A 16,606-nucleotide genomic window follows, 5' to 3' on the forward strand; every position below is an offset into this window, starting at 1 on the left:
ATTCTCGGCGGGCCTGTGGGTAGAACGCAGCCCGGCCGGGAACATTCCCCGGGCCGGGGCGCGGGACCGGGCGGGATACTGGCCCGGTGAGCGACCTCCGGCTGGCGCGCGGCGCCGACGTCATCGTCGAGACGGAGGTGCGCCGCTCGCGCTTCATCACCCTCCTGCGCCGGATCGACGACGAGCCGGCGGCGCGGGCGCTGGTCGCCGACGCCCGCGGTCGGTACCCTGACGCGCGGCACCACTGCTCCGCCTTCATCGTCGAGGTCGAGGGCGCCAACCCCGTCGAGCGTTCTTCGGACGACGGCGAGCCGGCCGGCACCGCCGGGATGCCCATGCTCGAGGTGCTGCGGGGGTCCGGCCTCACGGACGTCGCCGCCGTCGTCGTGCGCTACTTCGGCGGGATCAAGCTCGGCACCGGCGGCCTCGTCCGCGCCTACTCCGAGGCGGTGCGCGCGGCGCTGGCCGCCGCCCCCACCGTGCGCCTGGAGCGGCTGGGGCTGTGGGAGGTGGACCTGCCCCACGCCGACGCCGGCCGGGTGGAGGCCGAGCTGCACGGGCGCGGCGTGCCCGTGCAGGACGTGGCGTACGCCCCGGCGGCCGTCCGGCTCACCCTGGCGAGCGACGACGGCCCGGGCCTCGGCGCGCTGCTCGCCGCCCTCACCGCCGGGTCCGCGTCCCCGCGCCCGGCCGGGAGCACGGTGGTGGAGCACCCGCGCTGAGAGGCGGGGCCGCCCGCCGTCCGGCATATGCGCATGACCTTCGTCACGCGATAGGGTGATTGAGGCTTCAAGGTCGGCGCCCCGCGCCGGCCCAGCCCACCGCCCGACCGAGAGGACGCCGCCGTGAGCTTCGCGCTCGTCGCCCGCCCCGCCGTCGTGGCCCCCTGCCGCTGCCGTTCCTGTCTGTAGAGCGCCCGGCTCTCGCGCGTTCAGCCGCACCCCGGGCGCTCCAGACCCCGCAGCCCAGCCCCCGCACGTTCCGAGGCCGGACCGGCCGGCCGGACGCACCGACGAAGGAGAACCATGGCCCAGATCTACAAGGACGTCACCGAGCTCATCGGCCGCACCCCGCTGGTCCGGCTGAACAAGATCACCGACGGCGCGCAGGCGGCGGTCCTCGCCAAGCTCGAGTTCTACAACCCCGCCAACTCCGTCAAGGACCGCATCGGCGTCTCCATCGTCGACGCGGCCGAGGCGTCCGGCGAGCTCAAGCCCGGCGGCACCATCGTCGAGGCCACCTCCGGCAACACGGGCATCGCGCTGGCCATGGTCGGCGCCGCCCGCGGCTACGACGTCGTGCTGACCATGCCGTCGTCGATGAGCAGCGAGCGCAAGGCGCTGCTGCGCGCCTTCGGCGCCGAGCTGGTGCTCACCGAGCCCGCCGACGGCATGCGCGGCGCGGTGGAGAGGGCCGAGGCGCTCGCCAACGAGCGCCCGGGCGCCGTCCTCGCCCGCCAGTTCGCCAACGAGGCCAACCCGAAGATCCACCGCGAGACCACCGCGGAGGAGATCTGGGCGGACACCGACGGCGCCGTGGACGCCGTCGTGGCGGGCATCGGCACCGGCGGCACCATCACCGGCGTGGGCCAGGTCCTCAAGGCGCGCAAGCCCGGGGTGAAGCTGTTCGCGGTGGAGCCGGCCGAGTCCCCCATCCTCAACGGCGGCCAGCCCGGCCCGCACAAGATCCAGGGCATCGGCGCGAACTTCGTCCCCGAGATCCTCGACACGACCATCTACGACGAGGTCCTCGACGTCGACGCCGAGACCTCCGTGCGCTGGGCCCGCCGCGCCGCCACCGAGGAGGGCCTGCTCGTCGGCCTGTCCTCCGGCGCCGCGCTCGCCGCCGCCATGAACGTCGCGCACCGCCCGGACATGGCCGGCAAGACGATCGTCGTGATCATCCCGTCCTTCGGCGAGCGTTACCTGTCCACGATCCTCTTCGAGGGGCTGGTCGACTGACGTGCACGACTCCCCGGTGCCGTTCCGGCAGCTGCTGCTGGAGGACCTCCACACCGCGCGCCGCCGTGACCCGGCGGCGCGCAGCCTGGTGGAGGTCGCGCTCGCCTACCCGGGCGTGCACGCGCTGTGGGGTCACCGGCTCGCGCACCGCATGTGGCACGCGAGCCCGCTGCTCAAGCTGCCGGCCCGGCTGCTCTCGCAGGTGATGCGGGCCGCGACGGGCATCGAGATCCATCCCGGCGCGGTGCTGGGCCGGCGGCTCTTCATCGACCACGGCATGGGCGTGGTCATCGGCGAGACGGCCGAGGTGGGCGAGGACGTCGTGATGTTCCACGGCACCACGCTGGGCGGGACGTCGATGAGCCGGGGCAAGCGGCACCCGACGGTCGGCGACCGGGTCCTCATCGGCGCCGGCGCCAAGGTGCTCGGCCCGGTGACGATCGGCCCCGACGCCAAGGTGGGCGCCAACGCCGTCGTGGTCCGGGACGTCCCGGCGGGCGCGGTGGCCGTCGGGGTCCCGGCCAAGCCGCGGGCGGTCCCGGCGGCCGTGCGGGTCCTGGACCCGTGGGCGGACCCGGCCGTGTACATCTGAGCCGCGCCCGAGGCGCCGCGCACGGCCCCCTCAGGGCCGCCGGCGCGGGGCGCGCTGGCAGCGCGGGCACCAAAAGAGCCGCCGCCCGGCCATGGGCGCCTCCGCGACCTTGGTGCCGCACACCAGGCAGGGCCGCCCGGAGCGGTGGTAGACGTACCAGCGGTCCTCGGGGTCGTGGCGGTCCTCCGGCCGGGTGGTGACGATCCGGCCGGTCGCCACCCCGTCGGCCATGAGCTCGGCCAGGTCGGCCCACATCGCGCGCAGCCGGGTCGCCGGGACGTCGCGGCCGAGTCGCAGCGGATGCACCCGGGCCCGGTAGAGCGCCTCGGCCCGGTAGATGTTGCCGACGCCGGCCACCACGGACTGGTCCATGAGCAGCTCCCCCACGGCCCGGCGGCGGGCGCGCACGGCCGCGACGAACGCCTCGCCGTCGCCGTCCGGTCGCAGCGGGTCCGGCCCCAGGCGGCGCTGGACGGCGGCCTTCTCCTCGGCGGTGACCACCTCGCAGGCCGTCGGGCCGGTGAGGTCGGCGACCCCGTGCGCGCCGAGCAGGCGCACCCGCACGGCGCCGCGCGGGGCGTGCGGGTGCCAGGCGGTCGCCCCCGGCGAAGCGTCGGCCTCCGGCGCTGCGTCGGTCGCCCCCGGGGTTGCGTCGGTCGCCGGCGCGGCCTCCTCGATCGCGACGACGACGTCGTCCGCCTCGTCCGGGCTCTCGGGGCTCGCAGGCTCGTCCGGGCTCGCGAGCGCGACCTCCTCCTCCCCTACCCGTCGGCGCGGGGCCCCGATGGCGTGCGGGGCGCGGAAGGTCTCGTCCCCGGCGAAGGTCCACGACCCGTACAGGCCCAGGTGCACCCGCAGCCAGCGCACACCGTCGGCGCCGGCGTCGGGCGCGGGCGAGAAGGCGAGGAAGAGCTGCTTGCCGTGCGCCTCGGTGCCCACCAGGGCGTGGCCGTCGAGGAGGGCCGCGCCGTCGGCGAAGCGGCCCTGCGGCGAGCTGACCGCCAGCCGCTGGCCGCCGAAGAGCTCGGCGAAGGCGTGGGCGAGGCGGTGGACGGTGTGCCCCTCAGGCATCGACGTCCCTCCCGTCCAGCTCGGCCGGCGCCCGCCACTCCTCCGGGGCGTCCCACAGCGCCCGGCGCAGCTCGACCCGCCCCGCGACGAACGCGCTGACCGGGGTGCCCTCCGCGCGGTAGTGCGCCAGCGCCCGCTCGCGCAGCTGGCGCGGCAGGCTGCCGTCGGCGCGTACGACCCGCCACCACGGCACCTCGGCGCCGTAGGTGGCCATGATCGTGCCCACATGGCGGGCGTGGCCGTGGCCGGTCCGGGCGCGCACCGCCTCGGCCACCAGGCCGTAGGTGGTGACGCGCCCGGGCGGGATCTGGTCGACGACGTCGAGCACGAGCTCGGTCAGCTCGGTCCGGTCTGGGTGCACCCCCTTATGATCGCAAGCACGATGAGTGACCACGCCACCGCCCCCTCCGCGGCGACCACGACCTACCGCTGCGAGCACTGCGACGACTCGGTGCCCCACGAGCACCTCGACGTCACCGCGATCGTCACCGCCGCCGGCCGCGCGGCCGTCGTGCACGCCGGGTGGATGCTCGCGCTCGCCCTCGTGCTCGCCGTCGCCGCCGTGGCGGTGGCCGTCGCCGATGCCGGGCTGGGCGCGGCGCTGGGCGCGCTGGTCCCGGTGGTCGTCGGCTGGCTCGTGGTGACGGCGGCCGGCCTGGGGGTCGTGGGGGCCGTGCGCGCCCGTTCCTCCGACGCCCGCGCCCTGGTCGCCGGCGGGCTGACCGGCGCCGCCCTGACGCCGCTGGCGGCGCTGGCCGTGGCGCTGCTCGCCGGGCCCGGCTGGCCGGCGGCGCTCGTCGCGGGCGGCGGCTGGCTGCTGTGCGGGGCCGTGGCCGCCCTCGTCCGCGCCCGCGCGGTTCGCCTGCTGCTGGTCGCGCCCGGGGCGGCCGGCGAGCGCGAACGGGTCCGCGCCATCGCCAGCCGTGGCCGAGACGACTGGGGCCAGCAGGCCCGCTGGCTGCTCCAGGGCGTGGCGCTGGCCGTCGCCACCTGGCTGCTGGGCCTGGTGCCCGCCGCGGTCGCGGTCCTCGTGCCGCTCAGCGTCGTGGCCGCGGTGGCGGCCGCCCGCCGGGGGCTGCGGGACTGACCGAGCGGCTGCCCGCTCCGGCTTCGCCGGGCCGCCCGGGCGGCCCGCCCACCGAGCGGCTGCGTCGCCTCGGAAATGTGCTCGCGCCGTCCGCCAGGGCGCTGCCATGCTGACCCGGTGACCACCTTCGTGCCCGACCTCGCCGCGCTCGGCGCCGCCCTGCCCGCCGGCTACCGCCTCGCCCAGCTGGACGACACCACCGACCGCGCGGCCCTGCTCGACGTCGACACCTGGGCCTTCGCCCAGGAGAACGCCCCCGAGGACCGCGCAGTGCTGCCCTGGCCGCTCGAGCCGGGGCGCAGCGTCGGCGTGTGGGACGAGCGCGGCGCCGAGCCGCGGCTGGCCGCGGGGCACTCTTCCTTTGCCTTCACGCTGCCGGTTCCCGGTGGCGCGCGGCTGCCCACGGCCGGCCTGACGTGGGTGAGCGTGCACCCGGGGCACCGCCGCCGCGGCCTGGCCCGCGCGATGGTCACCGCCCACCTGCACCGGTCGGTGGCGCGCGGCGAGGCGGTCTCCGCGCTCTACGCCGCGGAGATGGGCATCTACGGCCGCTACGGCTACGGCGTGGCCACCCGGCACCTGACGATGACGCTGGGCCGCGGCGCGGCGCTGCGTGCGGTGCCCGGCAGCGCCGACCTCGTCGTCGAGCTCGAGCAGGCCTCGGTCGACCGGCACGCCGGCCTCGTCCAGCAGGTGCACGCCGCCGTCGACCGGCCCGGGTGGATCACCCGGGACACCGAGGCCCTGCGCGGCGGCGAGCTGGTCGACCGGCCCTCGAAGCGGCGCGGCACCGAGCCGCTGCGCATCGCCGTCGTCCGTGACCTGACGGGCAAGCCGCGCGGCTACGCCGTCTTCCGCCGGCATGCCGCCTGGTCGGCCGCGGACCTCCCCGAGGGCACCGTCAAGGTGCGCGAGGCGGTGGCCCTGGATCCCGCGGCGGCCCGCGCGCTGTGGGGCACCCTCACCGACCTCGACCTCATGACCTCCGTCGAGACGGGCCCGCTGGCGCCCGACGACGCCGTCCACGGCCTGCTGCTCGACACCCGGGCGGCGCGGCCCACCCTGCACGACGCGATGTGGCTGCGCCTGCTCGACGTGCCGGCCGCGCTGGCCGCCCGGCGCTACCAGGCGCCGGTCGACGTCGTCCTCGAGGTCCGCGACGCGCTGCTGCCGGCCAACGCCGGCCGCTGGCACCTGCGCGGCGGACCCGACGGCGCCGAGGTGGGCCCGGCGGCCGGCGCCGCCGGCCTCGCCCTCGACGTCGCCGATCTCGCCGAGGCCTATCTCGGCGGGACGTCGCTGGGGGCGCTGGCGCTGGCCGGGCGGGTCACCGAGCTGGTGCCCGGGACGCTCGCGCCGGCCTCGGCAGCGTTCGGCTGGCCGGTGGCGCCGGCCATCAGCTGGGCGTTCTGACCGCCCGGCCGGTGGCCGGGCGGCGCCGGCCCGTCAGCAGCGGTGGTCGCGCTCGTAGGCGCTCATGAGCCCGATCCGTCGGGCGTGCCGCTCGTCGCCGGAGAAGGGCTCGGCCACGAAGGCGTCCACGATCGCCGTCGCCTCGTCCACCGAGTGCTGGCGGGCGCCGACGGCCACGATGTTGGCGTCGTTGTGCGCGCGGGCCAGCGTGGCGGTGTCGAGGTTCCAGGCGAGCGCCGCGCGCACGCCGGCCACCCGGTTGGCGGCCATCTGCTCCCCGTTGCCCGAGCCGCCGATGACGATGCCCAACGAGCCGGGCTCGGCGACGACCGCCTCGGCGGCGGCGATGCACATCGGCGGGTAGTCGTCGAGGGCGTCGTAGCTGGCGGCGCCGTGGTCGACGACGTCGTGGCCGGCCGCCTCCAGGTGCTCGACGAGCGCGGACTTGAGCTCGAAGCCGGCGTGGTCGGCGGCAATATGGATACGCATGGGGTCATTGTGCCAAGCGCGCGCGGGTACCCGGTGCCACCCGCACCGGCCGCCGGGCTCGCCGCCCACGGCCCACCGGGGCGTCCGACGCCGTGCCGAAGGGCGAGCGGCGGACGCGGGCACACGCGCACGGCCCTGCCGTAGGGTCGGGGAATGACCACGACGAACGTGTCCATGAGCGACACCGCGGCGATGGACCCGACGGTGCGCCCGCAGGACGACCTCTTCCGCCACGTCAACGGCACGTGGCTGCGTGAGCACGTGATCCCCGCCGACCGGGCCCGGGACGGATCCTTCCTGGTGCTGCGCGACCTGTCCGAGGAGCGCGTCCGCGCCATCATCGAGGACGCCGCCCGGCGCACCGCCGGTGAGGACGCGGCGCCGGAGAGCGGCCCGGAGCCGGCGCCGCAGGGCGGCGCGGAGCCGGCGCCGGGGGGCGACGGACTGCCCGGCAACCCGGACAACGCCCGCAAGGTCGGCGACCTGTACGCCTCCTTCATGGCCACCGAGCGCATCGAGGCGCTGGGGACGAACCCGCTGCGCGCGGACCTCGACCTGCTCACCGCCGCCCTGGACAAGGCGGCGCTGACCCGGGCGATGGGCGCGCTGCAGCCCACGGGCGTGACCGGCGGGGTGGGCTACGGCGTCGACACCGACCTCAACGACCCCGACCGGTACGTGGTCTTCTTCTGGCAGTCCGGGCTGGGGCTGCCGGACGAGTCGTACTACCGCGAGGACCAGTTCGCGCCGATCCGCACGGCCTACGTGGCCCACGTCGCGACCATGCTCGCGCTGTCCGGCCTGGTCAGCGAGGACGAGGCGATGGGCGCCGCCGAGCGGGTCATGGCGGTGGAGACCCAGCTCGCGGGCGGGCACTGGGACCGGGTCAAGGCGCGCGAGGCGGACCTCATCAACAACCCGATGTCCTGGGAGGAGGTCGTGGCCAGCGCGCCGGGTTTCGACTGGGAGCTGTGGCGCGCGGCGCTCGGCGTGCCGGCGGACGCGTTCGACCGACTCATCGTCGCCATGCCCTCCTACGTCACCGCCTTCGCCGGGGCGTGGCAGGAGCTGGACGCCGACTCCCTGCGCCTGTGGCTGACGTGGCAGGTGGTCCACGCCCGGGCGCCGTTCCTGCCGCAGTCCTTCGTCGACGAGAACTTCGACTTCTACGGCCGTACCCTCACCGGCGCCGAGGAGCTGCGCGAGCGGTGGAAGCGTGGGGTCGCCCTGGTCGAGGGCGCGATGGGCGAGGCCGTCGGGGAGATCTACGTCGCCCGGCACTTCCCGCCCGAGCACAAGGCCGCCATGGAGCGGCTGGTGGACAATCTCGTCGCCGCCTACCGCGAGTCCATCACCGCCCTGGACTGGATGGGCGAGGAGACCAAGGCGCGCGCCCTGGCCAAGCTCGAGGCGTTCCGGCCCAAGATCGGCTACCCGGACAAGTGGCGGGACTACTCCAAGCTCGAGATCGACGCCACCGACCTGCTCGGCAACGTGCGGGCGGCGAACCTCTTCGAGGAGCGCCGCGACCTCGACAAGCTCGGGAAGCCGATGGACCGGGACGAGTGGTTCATGCCGCCGCAGATGGTCAACGCCTACTACAACCCGACGATGAACGAGATCGTCTTCCCCGCGGCGATCCTCCAGCCGCCGTTCTTCGACCCGGCCGCCGACGACGCCTGGAACTACGGCGGGATCGGGGCGGTGATCGGGCACGAGATCGGCCACGGGTTCGACGACCAGGGCTCGAAGTACGACGGCACCGGCCGGCTCACCGACTGGTGGACCGAGGCGGACCGTCAGGAGTTCGAGGAGCGCACCAAGGCGCTGATCGCCCAGTACGGCGCCTTCACCCCGGCCCAGCTCGACGAGTCGCACCACGTCAACGGCGCGCTGACCATCGGCGAGAACATCGGCGACCTGGGCGGGCTGTCGATCGCCCTCAAGGCCTACGCCATCGCGCTGCGCGCCGAGGGCACGGAGCTCGCGGACGCCCCCGTCCTCGACGGGCTGACCGGGCTGCAGCGGGTGTTCATCTCCTGGGGCCGGATCTGGCGCGAGAAGGCGCGCGACGCGGAGATCGTCCGCCTGCTGACGATCGACCCGCACTCCCCCGCCGAGTTCCGCTGCAACGGCGTGGTGCGCAACATGGACGCCTTCGCCGAGGCGTTCGGCCTCACCCCCGACGACGCGCTCTACCTCCCGCCCGAGGAGCGCGTGCGCATCTGGTGACGGCGCGGCGGTGGGACGTCCCGTGGCACGTGGGACGTCCCACCCGGTGGTGGCACGTCACGCGCGCCGTCGCACCGCGGGCGCGGGCGAGCTGTCGTCTCGTCGCGGGCGGGTCAGCGCGTGCGGGCGCTGCGCCGCTCCAGGACGTACGACACCACGGCGATGGCGAGGCCGGCGACGGCGAGCAGGGCGCCGGCCCACGCTGGCGCCCGGTAGCCGTACCCGGCGGCGATGACCGCGCCGCCCACCCAGGCGCCGAGGGCGTTGCCGATGTTCATGGCGCTGTGGTGCAGCGCCGCGCCGAGCGAGGGGCCCTCGCGCGAGACGTCGAGCAGGCGCGTCTGCAGGGCGGGACCGATGAACTGGCTCGCGACCGCCACGAGCACGACCAGCACCACGGCGCTGACCGGTCCGCGCGCGCCCACCGAGAACAGGAGGAGGGTGGCCGCCATGGTGCCCATGCCGGTGAAGATCGCGCCGAACATCGTGCGGTCGGTGAGCCGGCCGCTGAGCACGGTGCCGAGCGTCATCGCGGCCCCGAACGCCGCGAGCACCCAGGGCACGTGCCGCTCGGAGATCCCGGCCGCCACCATCGTCGGGGTGATGTAGCTGTAGACGGCGAACATCCCGCCGAAGCCGATGGCACCGATGCCGATGGCGAGCCACAGCTGTCCGGACCGCAGCGCGGACAGCTCGCGCCGCGCCGTCGCCCCGGCGGCGACCGCCACGGGCGGCACCCACCGCCAGATCGCCACCACGGCGACCAGGGCCGTGGCGGTGACCAGCCAGTACAACGAGCGCCAGCCCCACAGCTGCCCCAGCGCCGTCGAGACCGGCACGCCGAGCGTGGTCGCCACGGTGAGCCCGACCATGACCAGGGAGACCGAGCGGCCGCGGCGCTGCGGCGGGGAGATGGTGGCCGCCACGACGGCGGCGATCCCGAAGTAGGCCCCGTGCGGCAGGCCGGCGAGGAAGCGGGCGCCCAGCGCGGTGGTCAGGGTGGGGGCCAGCGCGGAGAGCGCGTTGCCGACGCCGAGCGCCGCGGCGAGCCCGATGAGCATGGCGGTGCGGGGCATCCTGGCCGCCGCGAGGACGATCAGCGGGGCGCCGACCACCACCCCGACGGCGTAGGCGGAGACGAGGTGGCCGGCCTGCGGGATGGTGGCGCCCAGGTCCGCGGCGATCCGTGGCAGCAGGCCCATGGTCGCGAACTCGGTGGTGCCGATCGCGAAGCTGCCGATGGCCATGGCGAGGATGGCCCGCGCCAGCCGGCGCGGTTGCAGGGGGCCGGCGAGCCCGGCGCCCGTGGCGGTGCTGCGGTCGGAGGAGATCGTCGCCATCAGGAGAGCGCGTACTTCACGCGCCGGACGGAGAAGGAGTAGCCCGAGTCGTCGTGGGCGCACGTCATGCCTGACTCGCTGGAGGCGCAGGTGAAGCCGTCGTCGCTGCGCTTCTGCCCGTAGCCGAGGGTGGGCACGCCGGAGACGTCGATGGTCAGCGCCTTGCCGGAGGTGTCGCACACCAGGGCGGCGCCCTTGGCGGTGACCTCGAAGAAATGGCCGACGGTGCCGTCGCAGGCGGCCTTCTCGGCGGCGGGGATCTCGTCGGCATAGGCGAAGTCGGCGATCCCGCAGAGCGCGCGCTCGTCGTCGACCGTGCAGGCGATGTTGCCGCTGGGCGCGGCGAAGTCCCACGTCACGTGGGAGAGGTCCTCGCCGGCGGGCGGGGCGGTGGTGGCCGCCGCCGACGGCGCCGTCGTGTGGGCGTCGGCCGCCGGCGAGCCGGCGCTCGGGCCGCTCAGCCGGACCGCCAGCATCACGGCGAACACGAGCACGAGCGCCGCGGTGACCGCCACCAGGGCCTTCTCACCGCCGCTCAGCCTGCCGCTGCCTTGCTCCGCCATCCCCGCTCCTCGCATCTCCCCCTGGGCCGGCCGCCGTCCGCGTCACGGGCGGCGCACGCCGGCCCTGCCGACGGCGCCGGGCGGGATCGACCCGCCCCGCGGACCTGCCGCGCGCCGCTTCGCCCCCGGGCGCAGGCACGCGTCGGCCCGCGCCCCTGGTGGGCGCGGGCCACGCTACTTCATTCAGGAGAAGATCGGTCCGGACGTTCGTGTGCGCTTGATCTCGTAGAAGCCGGGGATGGAGGCGACGGCGACCGCGCCGTCCCACAGCTTCCCGGCGTCCTCGCCGGTGGGGGCGGGGGTGACCACCGGGCCGAAGAAGGCCACGCCGTTGACGGCCACCACCGGGGTGCCGACCTCGTCGCCGACCAGGTCGATGGCTCGCTGGTGGGAGGCGCGCAGGGACTCGTCGAGCTCGTCGGACCCGGCGTAGCGGGCCAGCTCGGCGGGCAGGCCGACCTCGGCCAGCGCCTCGTCGATGACGGCGGGCAGGTCCTCGCCCCGGCCCTGGAGGTGGATGCGGGTGCCGAGCGCGTCGTACAGCGGCTTGACGACGTCCTGCCCGTGCAGCTCGCGGGCGGCGTTGACCACGCGCACCGGGCCCCAGGCGCGCTCCATGAGGGCGGCGTAGCCCTCGGGGAGCTCGCGGCCCTCGTTGAGGACGGACAGGCTCATGACGTGCCAGCGGGCGTGGACGTCGCGGATCTTCTCGACCTCTCCCATCCAGCGGGAGGTCATCCACGCCCAGGGGCACATGGGGTCGAACCAGAAGTCGGCGGTGTCGGTGGCGGTGACGGTGTCGCTCATGCCCCCATCGTGCGCCAGCCGGCCGGAGGGTCGCTAACCGGCCCGGCGGGCGGACCCTCCCCCGCTCCCCCGGGACGGGAGCCGGCGTGGGAGGATCGGGACGCGTGTGCCGCCGCCCACGGCGGCCGCGCCCCACCCGGACGGCGCCCCTGACGCCGTCGACCAGTCGAAGGAGATCCATGCCCGGAGAGAACCTCACTCGCGCCGAGGCCCAGGAGCGTGCCAGGACCCTCGCCACCTCGAGCTACGACGTCGTGCTCGACCTGACCCGTGGCGAGCGCGTGTTCGGCTCGACGACGACGGTGCGCTTCACCGCCACGCCGGGGGCGAGCACGTTCGTCGACCTCATCGCCGAGTCGGTGGAGGAGATCACCCTCAACGGCCGGGCGGTGGACACCGGCGCGTTCGCGGACTCGCGCATCGCGGTGGACGGCCTGGCCGCGGAGAACGAGCTGCGCGTGGTGGCCACCTGCCGGTACATGAACACCGGCGAGGGGCTGCACCGCTTCGTCGACCCGGTCGACGGCGAGACGTACCTCTACACCCAGTTCGAGGTGGCCGACTCGCGCCGCATGTTCGCCGTCTTCGAGCAGCCCGACCTCAAGGCCACCTTCGCCTTCACCGTCACGGCGCCGTCGCACTGGACCGTGGTCGCCAACACCGCCACCCCCGAGCCCGAGCCGGCCGGCGACGGCGTCGCCACCTGGCGGTTCGCGCCCACGCAGGTGATCTCCTCCTACCTCACGGCCCTGGTGGCCGGGCCGTACCACGGCGTCACGGGCGAGCTGACCTCCCGCGACGGGCGCACCATCCCCCTGGGCGTGTACTGCCGGGCCTCCCTGGCCGAGCACCTCGACGCCGAAGAGATCATGGACATCACCCGCGCCGGGTTCGCCTTCTACGAGGAGGCCTTCGACCGGCCCTACCCGTTCACGAAGTACGACCAGCTCTTCGTGCCGGAGTTCAACGCCGGGGCGATGGAGAACGCCGGCGCGGTGACCTTCCTGGAGAACTACGTCTTCCGCTCCAAGGTCCCCGAGGCGACGGTCGAGCGCCGGGCGGTGACGATCCTGCACGAGCTGGCGCACATGTGGTTCGGCGACCTGGTGACCATGCGCTGGTGGAACGACCTGTGGCTCAACGAGTCCTTCGCGGAGTTCGCCTCCCACCTGGCCACCGCCGAGGCGACCCGCTGGTCCAGCGCGTGGACGACCTTCTCCTCGCTGGAGAAGACCTGGGCGTACAACCAGGACCAGCTGCCCTCCACCCACCCGATCGTCGCGCCGATCAACGACCTGGAGGACGTCGAGGTCAACTTCGACGGCATCACCTACGCCAAGGGTGCCTCGGTGCTCAAGCAGCTGGTCGCGTGGGTGGGCCGGGACGCCTTCCTCGAGGGGCTGCGCCGCTACTTCGCCAAGCACGCCTTCGCCAACACCGAGCTGCGCGACCTGCTGGTCGAGCTCGAGGCCGCCTCGGGCCGCGACCTCGCCGCCTGGTCGCAGGTCTGGCTCGAGGAGGCGGGCGTGACGCTGCTGCGCCCGGAGATCGAGACGGACGCGGAGGGGACCGTCACCGCCTTCGCCCTGCTGCAGGAGGCGCCCGCCGAGCACCCGACGCTGCGTCCGCACCGGCTGGTCATCGGCGGGTACGACATCGCCGAGGACGGCGCCCTGCGGCGCACCGAGCGGGTCGAGCTCGACGTCGACGGCGCCCGCACCGAGGTGCCGGCGCTGGTCGGCAAGCGTCGCCCGGACCTCGTGCTCGTCAACGACGAGGACCTCGCCTACGCCAAGGTGCGCCTGGACGAGCGGTCCCTGGCCACCGCCGTGGCGCACCTGGACGGCTTCGCCGAGTCCCTGCCCCGCGCGCTCGTGCTCGCCTCCGCGTGGGACATGACCCGCGACGGGGAGTGGGCCGCGCGCGACTACGTCGACCTGGTCCTCACCGCCGTGGCCACCGAGACCGACTCCAGCGTGGTCCAGGTGCTGCTGCGCCAGCTCGGCACCGCCCTGAGCGCCTACAGCGCCCCGGAGGCCCGCGCGGACCTCGAGGCCCGCGCGGCCGACCGGCTGCTCGAGCTGGCCCGGGCCGCGGCTCCCGGCTCGGACACCCAGCTCCAGCTGGTCCGGGCGCTGGCGGCGCACGCCGTCACCGACGCCCAGCTCGGCGTCGTGGCCGGCCTGCTCGCCGGCACCGGAACGCTCGAGGGCCTCACCGTGGACACCGACCTGCGCTGGGTGCTGCTCCAGGGCCTGGTGGCCGGGGGCCGCGCCGGGGCGGCGGAGATCGACGCCGAGCTCGCGCGCGACGCCACCGCCACCGGGCAGCAGCAGGCGGCCCGGGCCCGCGCGGCCGTCCCCTCCATGGCCAACAAGGCGCGGGCGTGGGCGGACGTCGTCGACTCCGACACGCTGCCCAACGCGGTGCAGTCCAACGTCATCGGCGGCTTCTCCCAGGTGCACGACCGGGCGCTGCTGGTGCCCTTCGCCGGGGCCTACTTCGACGCCCTGGAGAAGGTGTGGGCGGAGCGGACCAACGAGATGGCGCAGAACATCGTCGTCGGGCTCTACCCGTACAAGCTCGCCGGGCTGGCCGACACCCTGGGGGTCGACCTCGTCGCGCTGACCCAGGGCTGGCTCGACGCCCACGAGGGCGCCGCCCCGGCGCTGCGGCGTCTGGTGGTGGAGAACCTCGACGCCGCCCGCCGCGCCGTGCGCGCGCAGGCGGCCGACCGGCTGGCCCACCAGGGCTGAGCCGCCTCTCGCGGAGCCCCGTCCCGGCCTCGGGACGGGGCTCCGACGCTCTCGGCACCCGGCCGGCGGGCGCTCGCGGCTCGCGGCTCGGGAGAGCTACACCGGCCAGGTCTCCCGGCGCCCGGCGGCGTCCCAGAACATCCACTCGTACTGCGCGGCGCGCCCGAACGCCGCGTGCATGCGGGCGAGGATCCCGTCCGCCGCGTCGGCCGCGAGCCGGTCGACGATCTGCCGCGCCGTTCGGGTCGACTCGGCGAACGCCGGGTCGCCGTAGGTGCCGATCCAGTCCCCGTAGGGGTGGGCGGCCAGGTCCCCGACGCGGTCCTGCAGCCGCGTGCCCACGTCCTCGTAGATCCAGAAGCACGGCAGCAGCGCGGCGGCGAGCTCGGGGTAGCAGCCGGCGGAGGACAGCGCCAGCAGGTAGGAGGTGTAGGCGGTGCACGTCGGGGACTTCTCCCCGGCGGTGAGGTCGGCGACGTAGGCGCCGTGCAGCTGGCGCTCCACGGCGACGACGGCGGTGGCGCTGGAAGCCCAGAAGAGCAGCTCGTCGGCGGCGGTGCTCTGGCTCGCGCACGCCGCCAGCGCCCGGCCGAAGTCCGCCAGGTAGTGGGCGTCCTGCGCCATGTAGTACACGAAGGTCTCCCGCGGCAGCGAGCCGTCCTCGAGGGCACGGAGGAAGGGCAGCTCGTCGATCGCCGCCCGCAGGGGGGCGATGCGCGCCCACGCCGCGTCGCTGAACGGCCGCGCCGCCGCGGCCGCAACCTGCTCCGCCTCCGCCTCGGTGGTCGTCCGGGGACGTGGGGCGGTCATCGGGTGCTCCAGAGCTCGTAGAAGTGATGGACGGGCCCGGGGCCGGCGCCGATGTCCAGGGAGTCGCCCGCGGCGAGGGCGCCGGTCAGCCACGACTTCGCCCCCGCGGCCGCGTCCGGCCAGGAGCCCAGCCGGGCGGCCAGGACGGCGAGCGCCGAGGACAGCGAGCAGCCGGTGCCGTGGGTGTTGCGGGTGGGCACCCGGGCGGCGCGCAGCACCCGCTCGCCCGCCGCGTCGACCCACAGGTCGATGGCGTCCGGGCCGGTGAGGTGACCGCCCTTGAGCAGCACCCGCTGGGCACCGAGGTCGGCCAGGGCGCACGCCTGGGCCCTCATCGTGTCCAGGTCCCGTGCCTCGTCCCGGCCGAGCAGGACCGCGGCCTCCGGCAGGTTGGGGGTGATGACAGAGGCGTGGGGCAGCAGGCGGCGCATCGCGCTCACCGCGCCGTCGTCCAGGAGCCGGTCACCGCTCGTGGACACCATGACGGGGTCGAGCACGACGACCGGCGGGGCCGCCTCGGCCAGGAACTCCCGGACGGCCTCGACGGTGGGCGCACCGGCCAGCATGCCGATCTTCATCGCGTCGACCGGCACGTCCACCAGCAAGGTGTCGAGCTGCTCGCGGACGAACCCCGGCGGCACGGTGTGGACGCCGGTGACGCCCCGGGTGCTCTGGGCGGTGAGCGCGGTGAGCACGGCGGTGCCGTAGGCGCCCAGCGCCGAGAAGGTCTTGAGGTCGGCCTGGATGCCCGCGCCGCCGGAGGGGTCGCTGCCCGCGATCGTCAGCGCCACCAGGGGCCGGCTCATGCCCCCTCCTCCCAGGCCCGGCGGATCGCCGCGGTGGCGGCGGCGACGTCCTGCTGCCCGCAGATCGCGCTCACCACGGCGATCCCGGCGGCGCCGCTGCGGCGCAGCAGCCCGGCGCGCTCGGCGGTGATGCCGCCGATGGCCACGCAGGGCCACGGGCTGGCGGCGCTGATGCGGCGCAGCTCCCCCACGCCGCCGGGCGGGGCGTGGTCCGGCTTGGTCGCCGTCGCCCAGACCGGACCGACGCCGAGGTAGTCCAGGACCCCGGCGCCGTGGGCGGCGGCGACGCGGACGTGCGCCGGCTCCTGCACGGACAGCCCGAGGTAACGCTCCTCGCCCAGGAGCGCGCGGGCCTCGCGGATGTCCATGTCGCCCTGGCCGACGTGGGCGCCGTCGGCCCCGACCGCCTCGACCAGGTCGGGCCGGTCGTTGACGAGCAGGGGCACACCGGTGCCCGCCAGGACCGCCCGCACCTCCCGGCCGAGCGCCACCAGCTCGGCGTCGGTGGCCCCGGGGTCGCGCACCTGGACGGCGGTGACCCCTGCGGCGACGGCGACCGCGACCGTGGCGGGCACGCCGGCGTCGGCGCACAGGGCGGTGTCGGTGACGAGATAGAGGGACAGGTCGAGCCGGGGGCGGCGTGCCCTCGCACGCCCACCCGCGCCGGTGGTCGCCATCG

General features: G+C 75.4%; 16 protein-coding genes. 7 read left to right on the forward strand and 9 right to left on the reverse strand.

Annotation, left to right across the window (positions count from 1 at the left end):
• The first annotated feature begins 86 nt into the window (after positions 1 to 86).
• From GD880_RS00950 to epsC, 3 genes are all read left to right on the forward strand, one after another.
• Entirely contained in the window at positions 87 to 722 is a 636-nt protein-coding gene (locus tag GD880_RS00950) for an IMPACT family protein (protein WP_152229755.1), read from the forward strand.
• A 303-nt stretch (positions 723 to 1,025) separates the two neighbouring features.
• On the forward strand, positions 1,026 to 1,961 hold the full coding sequence (cysK, locus tag GD880_RS00955) for a cysteine synthase A (RefSeq protein WP_152229756.1): 936 nt from the start codon (positions 1,026 to 1,028) through the stop codon (positions 1,959 to 1,961).
• A gap of 1 nt (position 1,962) precedes the next feature.
• Positions 1,963 to 2,553 carry a serine O-acetyltransferase EpsC gene (gene epsC, locus GD880_RS00960; protein ID WP_152229757.1) on the forward strand — a complete coding sequence of 197 codons (591 nt, stop codon included), beginning with the start codon at positions 1,963 to 1,965 and terminating at the stop codon, positions 2,551 to 2,553.
• A 30-nt stretch (positions 2,554 to 2,583) separates the two neighbouring features.
• Here the strand turns inward: epsC and GD880_RS00965 are convergent, their stop codons facing one another.
• Both GD880_RS00965 and GD880_RS00970 read right to left on the reverse strand, forming a co-directional pair.
• On the reverse strand, positions 2,584 to 3,624 hold the full coding sequence (locus GD880_RS00965; RefSeq protein WP_152229758.1) for an Fpg/Nei family DNA glycosylase: 1,041 nt from the start codon (positions 3,622 to 3,624) through the stop codon (positions 2,584 to 2,586).
• Positions 3,617 to 3,985, reverse strand: coding sequence for an MGMT family protein (locus GD880_RS00970; protein ID WP_226909283.1), 369 nt, complete (start codon positions 3,983 to 3,985; stop codon positions 3,617 to 3,619). Before GD880_RS00970 ends, GD880_RS00965 begins: the two co-directional genes overlap by 8 nt.
• A gap of 21 nt (positions 3,986 to 4,006) precedes the next feature.
• Here GD880_RS00970 and GD880_RS00975 point away from each other — a divergent pair, with 21 nt between their 5' ends.
• Together GD880_RS00975 and GD880_RS00980 are read left to right on the forward strand one after the other, a co-directional pair.
• Positions 4,007 to 4,711 carry a hypothetical protein gene (locus GD880_RS00975; RefSeq protein WP_152229760.1) on the forward strand — a complete coding sequence of 235 codons (705 nt, stop codon included), beginning with the start codon at positions 4,007 to 4,009 and terminating at the stop codon, positions 4,709 to 4,711.
• Between the two features lie 117 nt (positions 4,712 to 4,828).
• Positions 4,829 to 6,124 carry a GNAT family N-acetyltransferase gene (locus GD880_RS00980; protein ID WP_226909284.1) on the forward strand — a complete coding sequence of 432 codons (1,296 nt, stop codon included), beginning with the start codon at positions 4,829 to 4,831 and terminating at the stop codon, positions 6,122 to 6,124.
• A gap of 33 nt (positions 6,125 to 6,157) precedes the next feature.
• Here GD880_RS00980 and GD880_RS00985 read toward each other — a convergent pair whose 3' ends face one another.
• On the reverse strand, positions 6,158 to 6,613 hold the full coding sequence (locus tag GD880_RS00985; protein WP_152229762.1) for a ribose-5-phosphate isomerase: 456 nt from the start codon (positions 6,611 to 6,613) through the stop codon (positions 6,158 to 6,160).
• 153 nt (positions 6,614 to 6,766) lie between these two features.
• Between GD880_RS00985 and GD880_RS00990 the strand changes: the two genes are divergently transcribed.
• Positions 6,767 to 8,845, forward strand: coding sequence for a M13 family metallopeptidase (locus GD880_RS00990; protein WP_152229763.1), 2,079 nt, complete (start codon positions 6,767 to 6,769; stop codon positions 8,843 to 8,845).
• A 113-nt stretch (positions 8,846 to 8,958) separates the two neighbouring features.
• Here GD880_RS00990 and GD880_RS00995 read toward each other — a convergent pair whose 3' ends face one another.
• The 3 genes from GD880_RS00995 to GD880_RS01005 form a co-directional block, all read right to left on the reverse strand.
• Positions 8,959 to 10,185: an MFS transporter gene (locus GD880_RS00995; RefSeq protein ID WP_152229764.1), complete on the reverse strand. Its 1,227-nt coding sequence runs from the start codon at positions 10,183 to 10,185 to the stop codon at positions 8,959 to 8,961.
• On the reverse strand, positions 10,185 to 10,748 hold the full coding sequence (locus GD880_RS01000) for a coiled-coil domain-containing protein (protein ID WP_152229765.1): 564 nt from the start codon (positions 10,746 to 10,748) through the stop codon (positions 10,185 to 10,187). Before GD880_RS01000 ends, GD880_RS00995 begins: the two co-directional genes overlap by 1 nt.
• Before the next feature lie 183 nt (positions 10,749 to 10,931).
• Complete coding sequence (locus GD880_RS01005) at positions 10,932 to 11,555, reverse strand: mycothiol-dependent nitroreductase Rv2466c family protein (RefSeq protein WP_152229766.1); 624 nt, start codon at positions 11,553 to 11,555, stop codon at positions 10,932 to 10,934.
• Between the two features lie 179 nt (positions 11,556 to 11,734).
• On the opposite strand from GD880_RS01005, the gene pepN reads away from it, so the two are divergent.
• Positions 11,735 to 14,311, forward strand: coding sequence for an aminopeptidase N (gene pepN / locus GD880_RS01010; protein WP_152229767.1), 2,577 nt, complete (start codon positions 11,735 to 11,737; stop codon positions 14,309 to 14,311).
• A gap of 96 nt (positions 14,312 to 14,407) precedes the next feature.
• On the opposite strand, the gene GD880_RS01015 is transcribed toward pepN, so the two are convergent.
• Genes GD880_RS01015 through thiE form a run of 3 tightly spaced genes read right to left on the reverse strand, consistent with a single transcriptional unit; the run spans position 14,408 to position 16,604 of the window.
• Positions 14,408 to 15,121 carry a TenA family protein gene (locus GD880_RS01015; protein WP_152229768.1) on the reverse strand — a complete coding sequence of 238 codons (714 nt, stop codon included), beginning with the start codon at positions 15,119 to 15,121 and terminating at the stop codon, positions 14,408 to 14,410.
• A complete protein-coding gene (gene thiD, locus GD880_RS01020; protein WP_152229769.1) occupies positions 15,118 to 15,927 on the reverse strand; it encodes a bifunctional hydroxymethylpyrimidine kinase/phosphomethylpyrimidine kinase in 810 nt (269 codons plus the stop codon). Before thiD ends, GD880_RS01015 begins: the two co-directional genes overlap by 4 nt.
• Positions 15,924 to 16,604: a thiamine phosphate synthase gene (gene thiE, locus GD880_RS01025; protein WP_152229770.1), complete on the reverse strand. Its 681-nt coding sequence runs from the start codon at positions 16,602 to 16,604 to the stop codon at positions 15,924 to 15,926. The genes thiD and thiE overlap by 4 nt, the downstream gene beginning before the upstream one ends.
• Positions 16,605 to 16,606 lie beyond the last annotated feature (2 nt).

Origin of the sequence: Georgenia ruanii, from assembly GCF_009193175.1 — a bacterium.
Classification (GTDB): domain Bacteria; phylum Actinomycetota; class Actinomycetes; order Actinomycetales; family Actinomycetaceae; genus Georgenia; species Georgenia ruanii.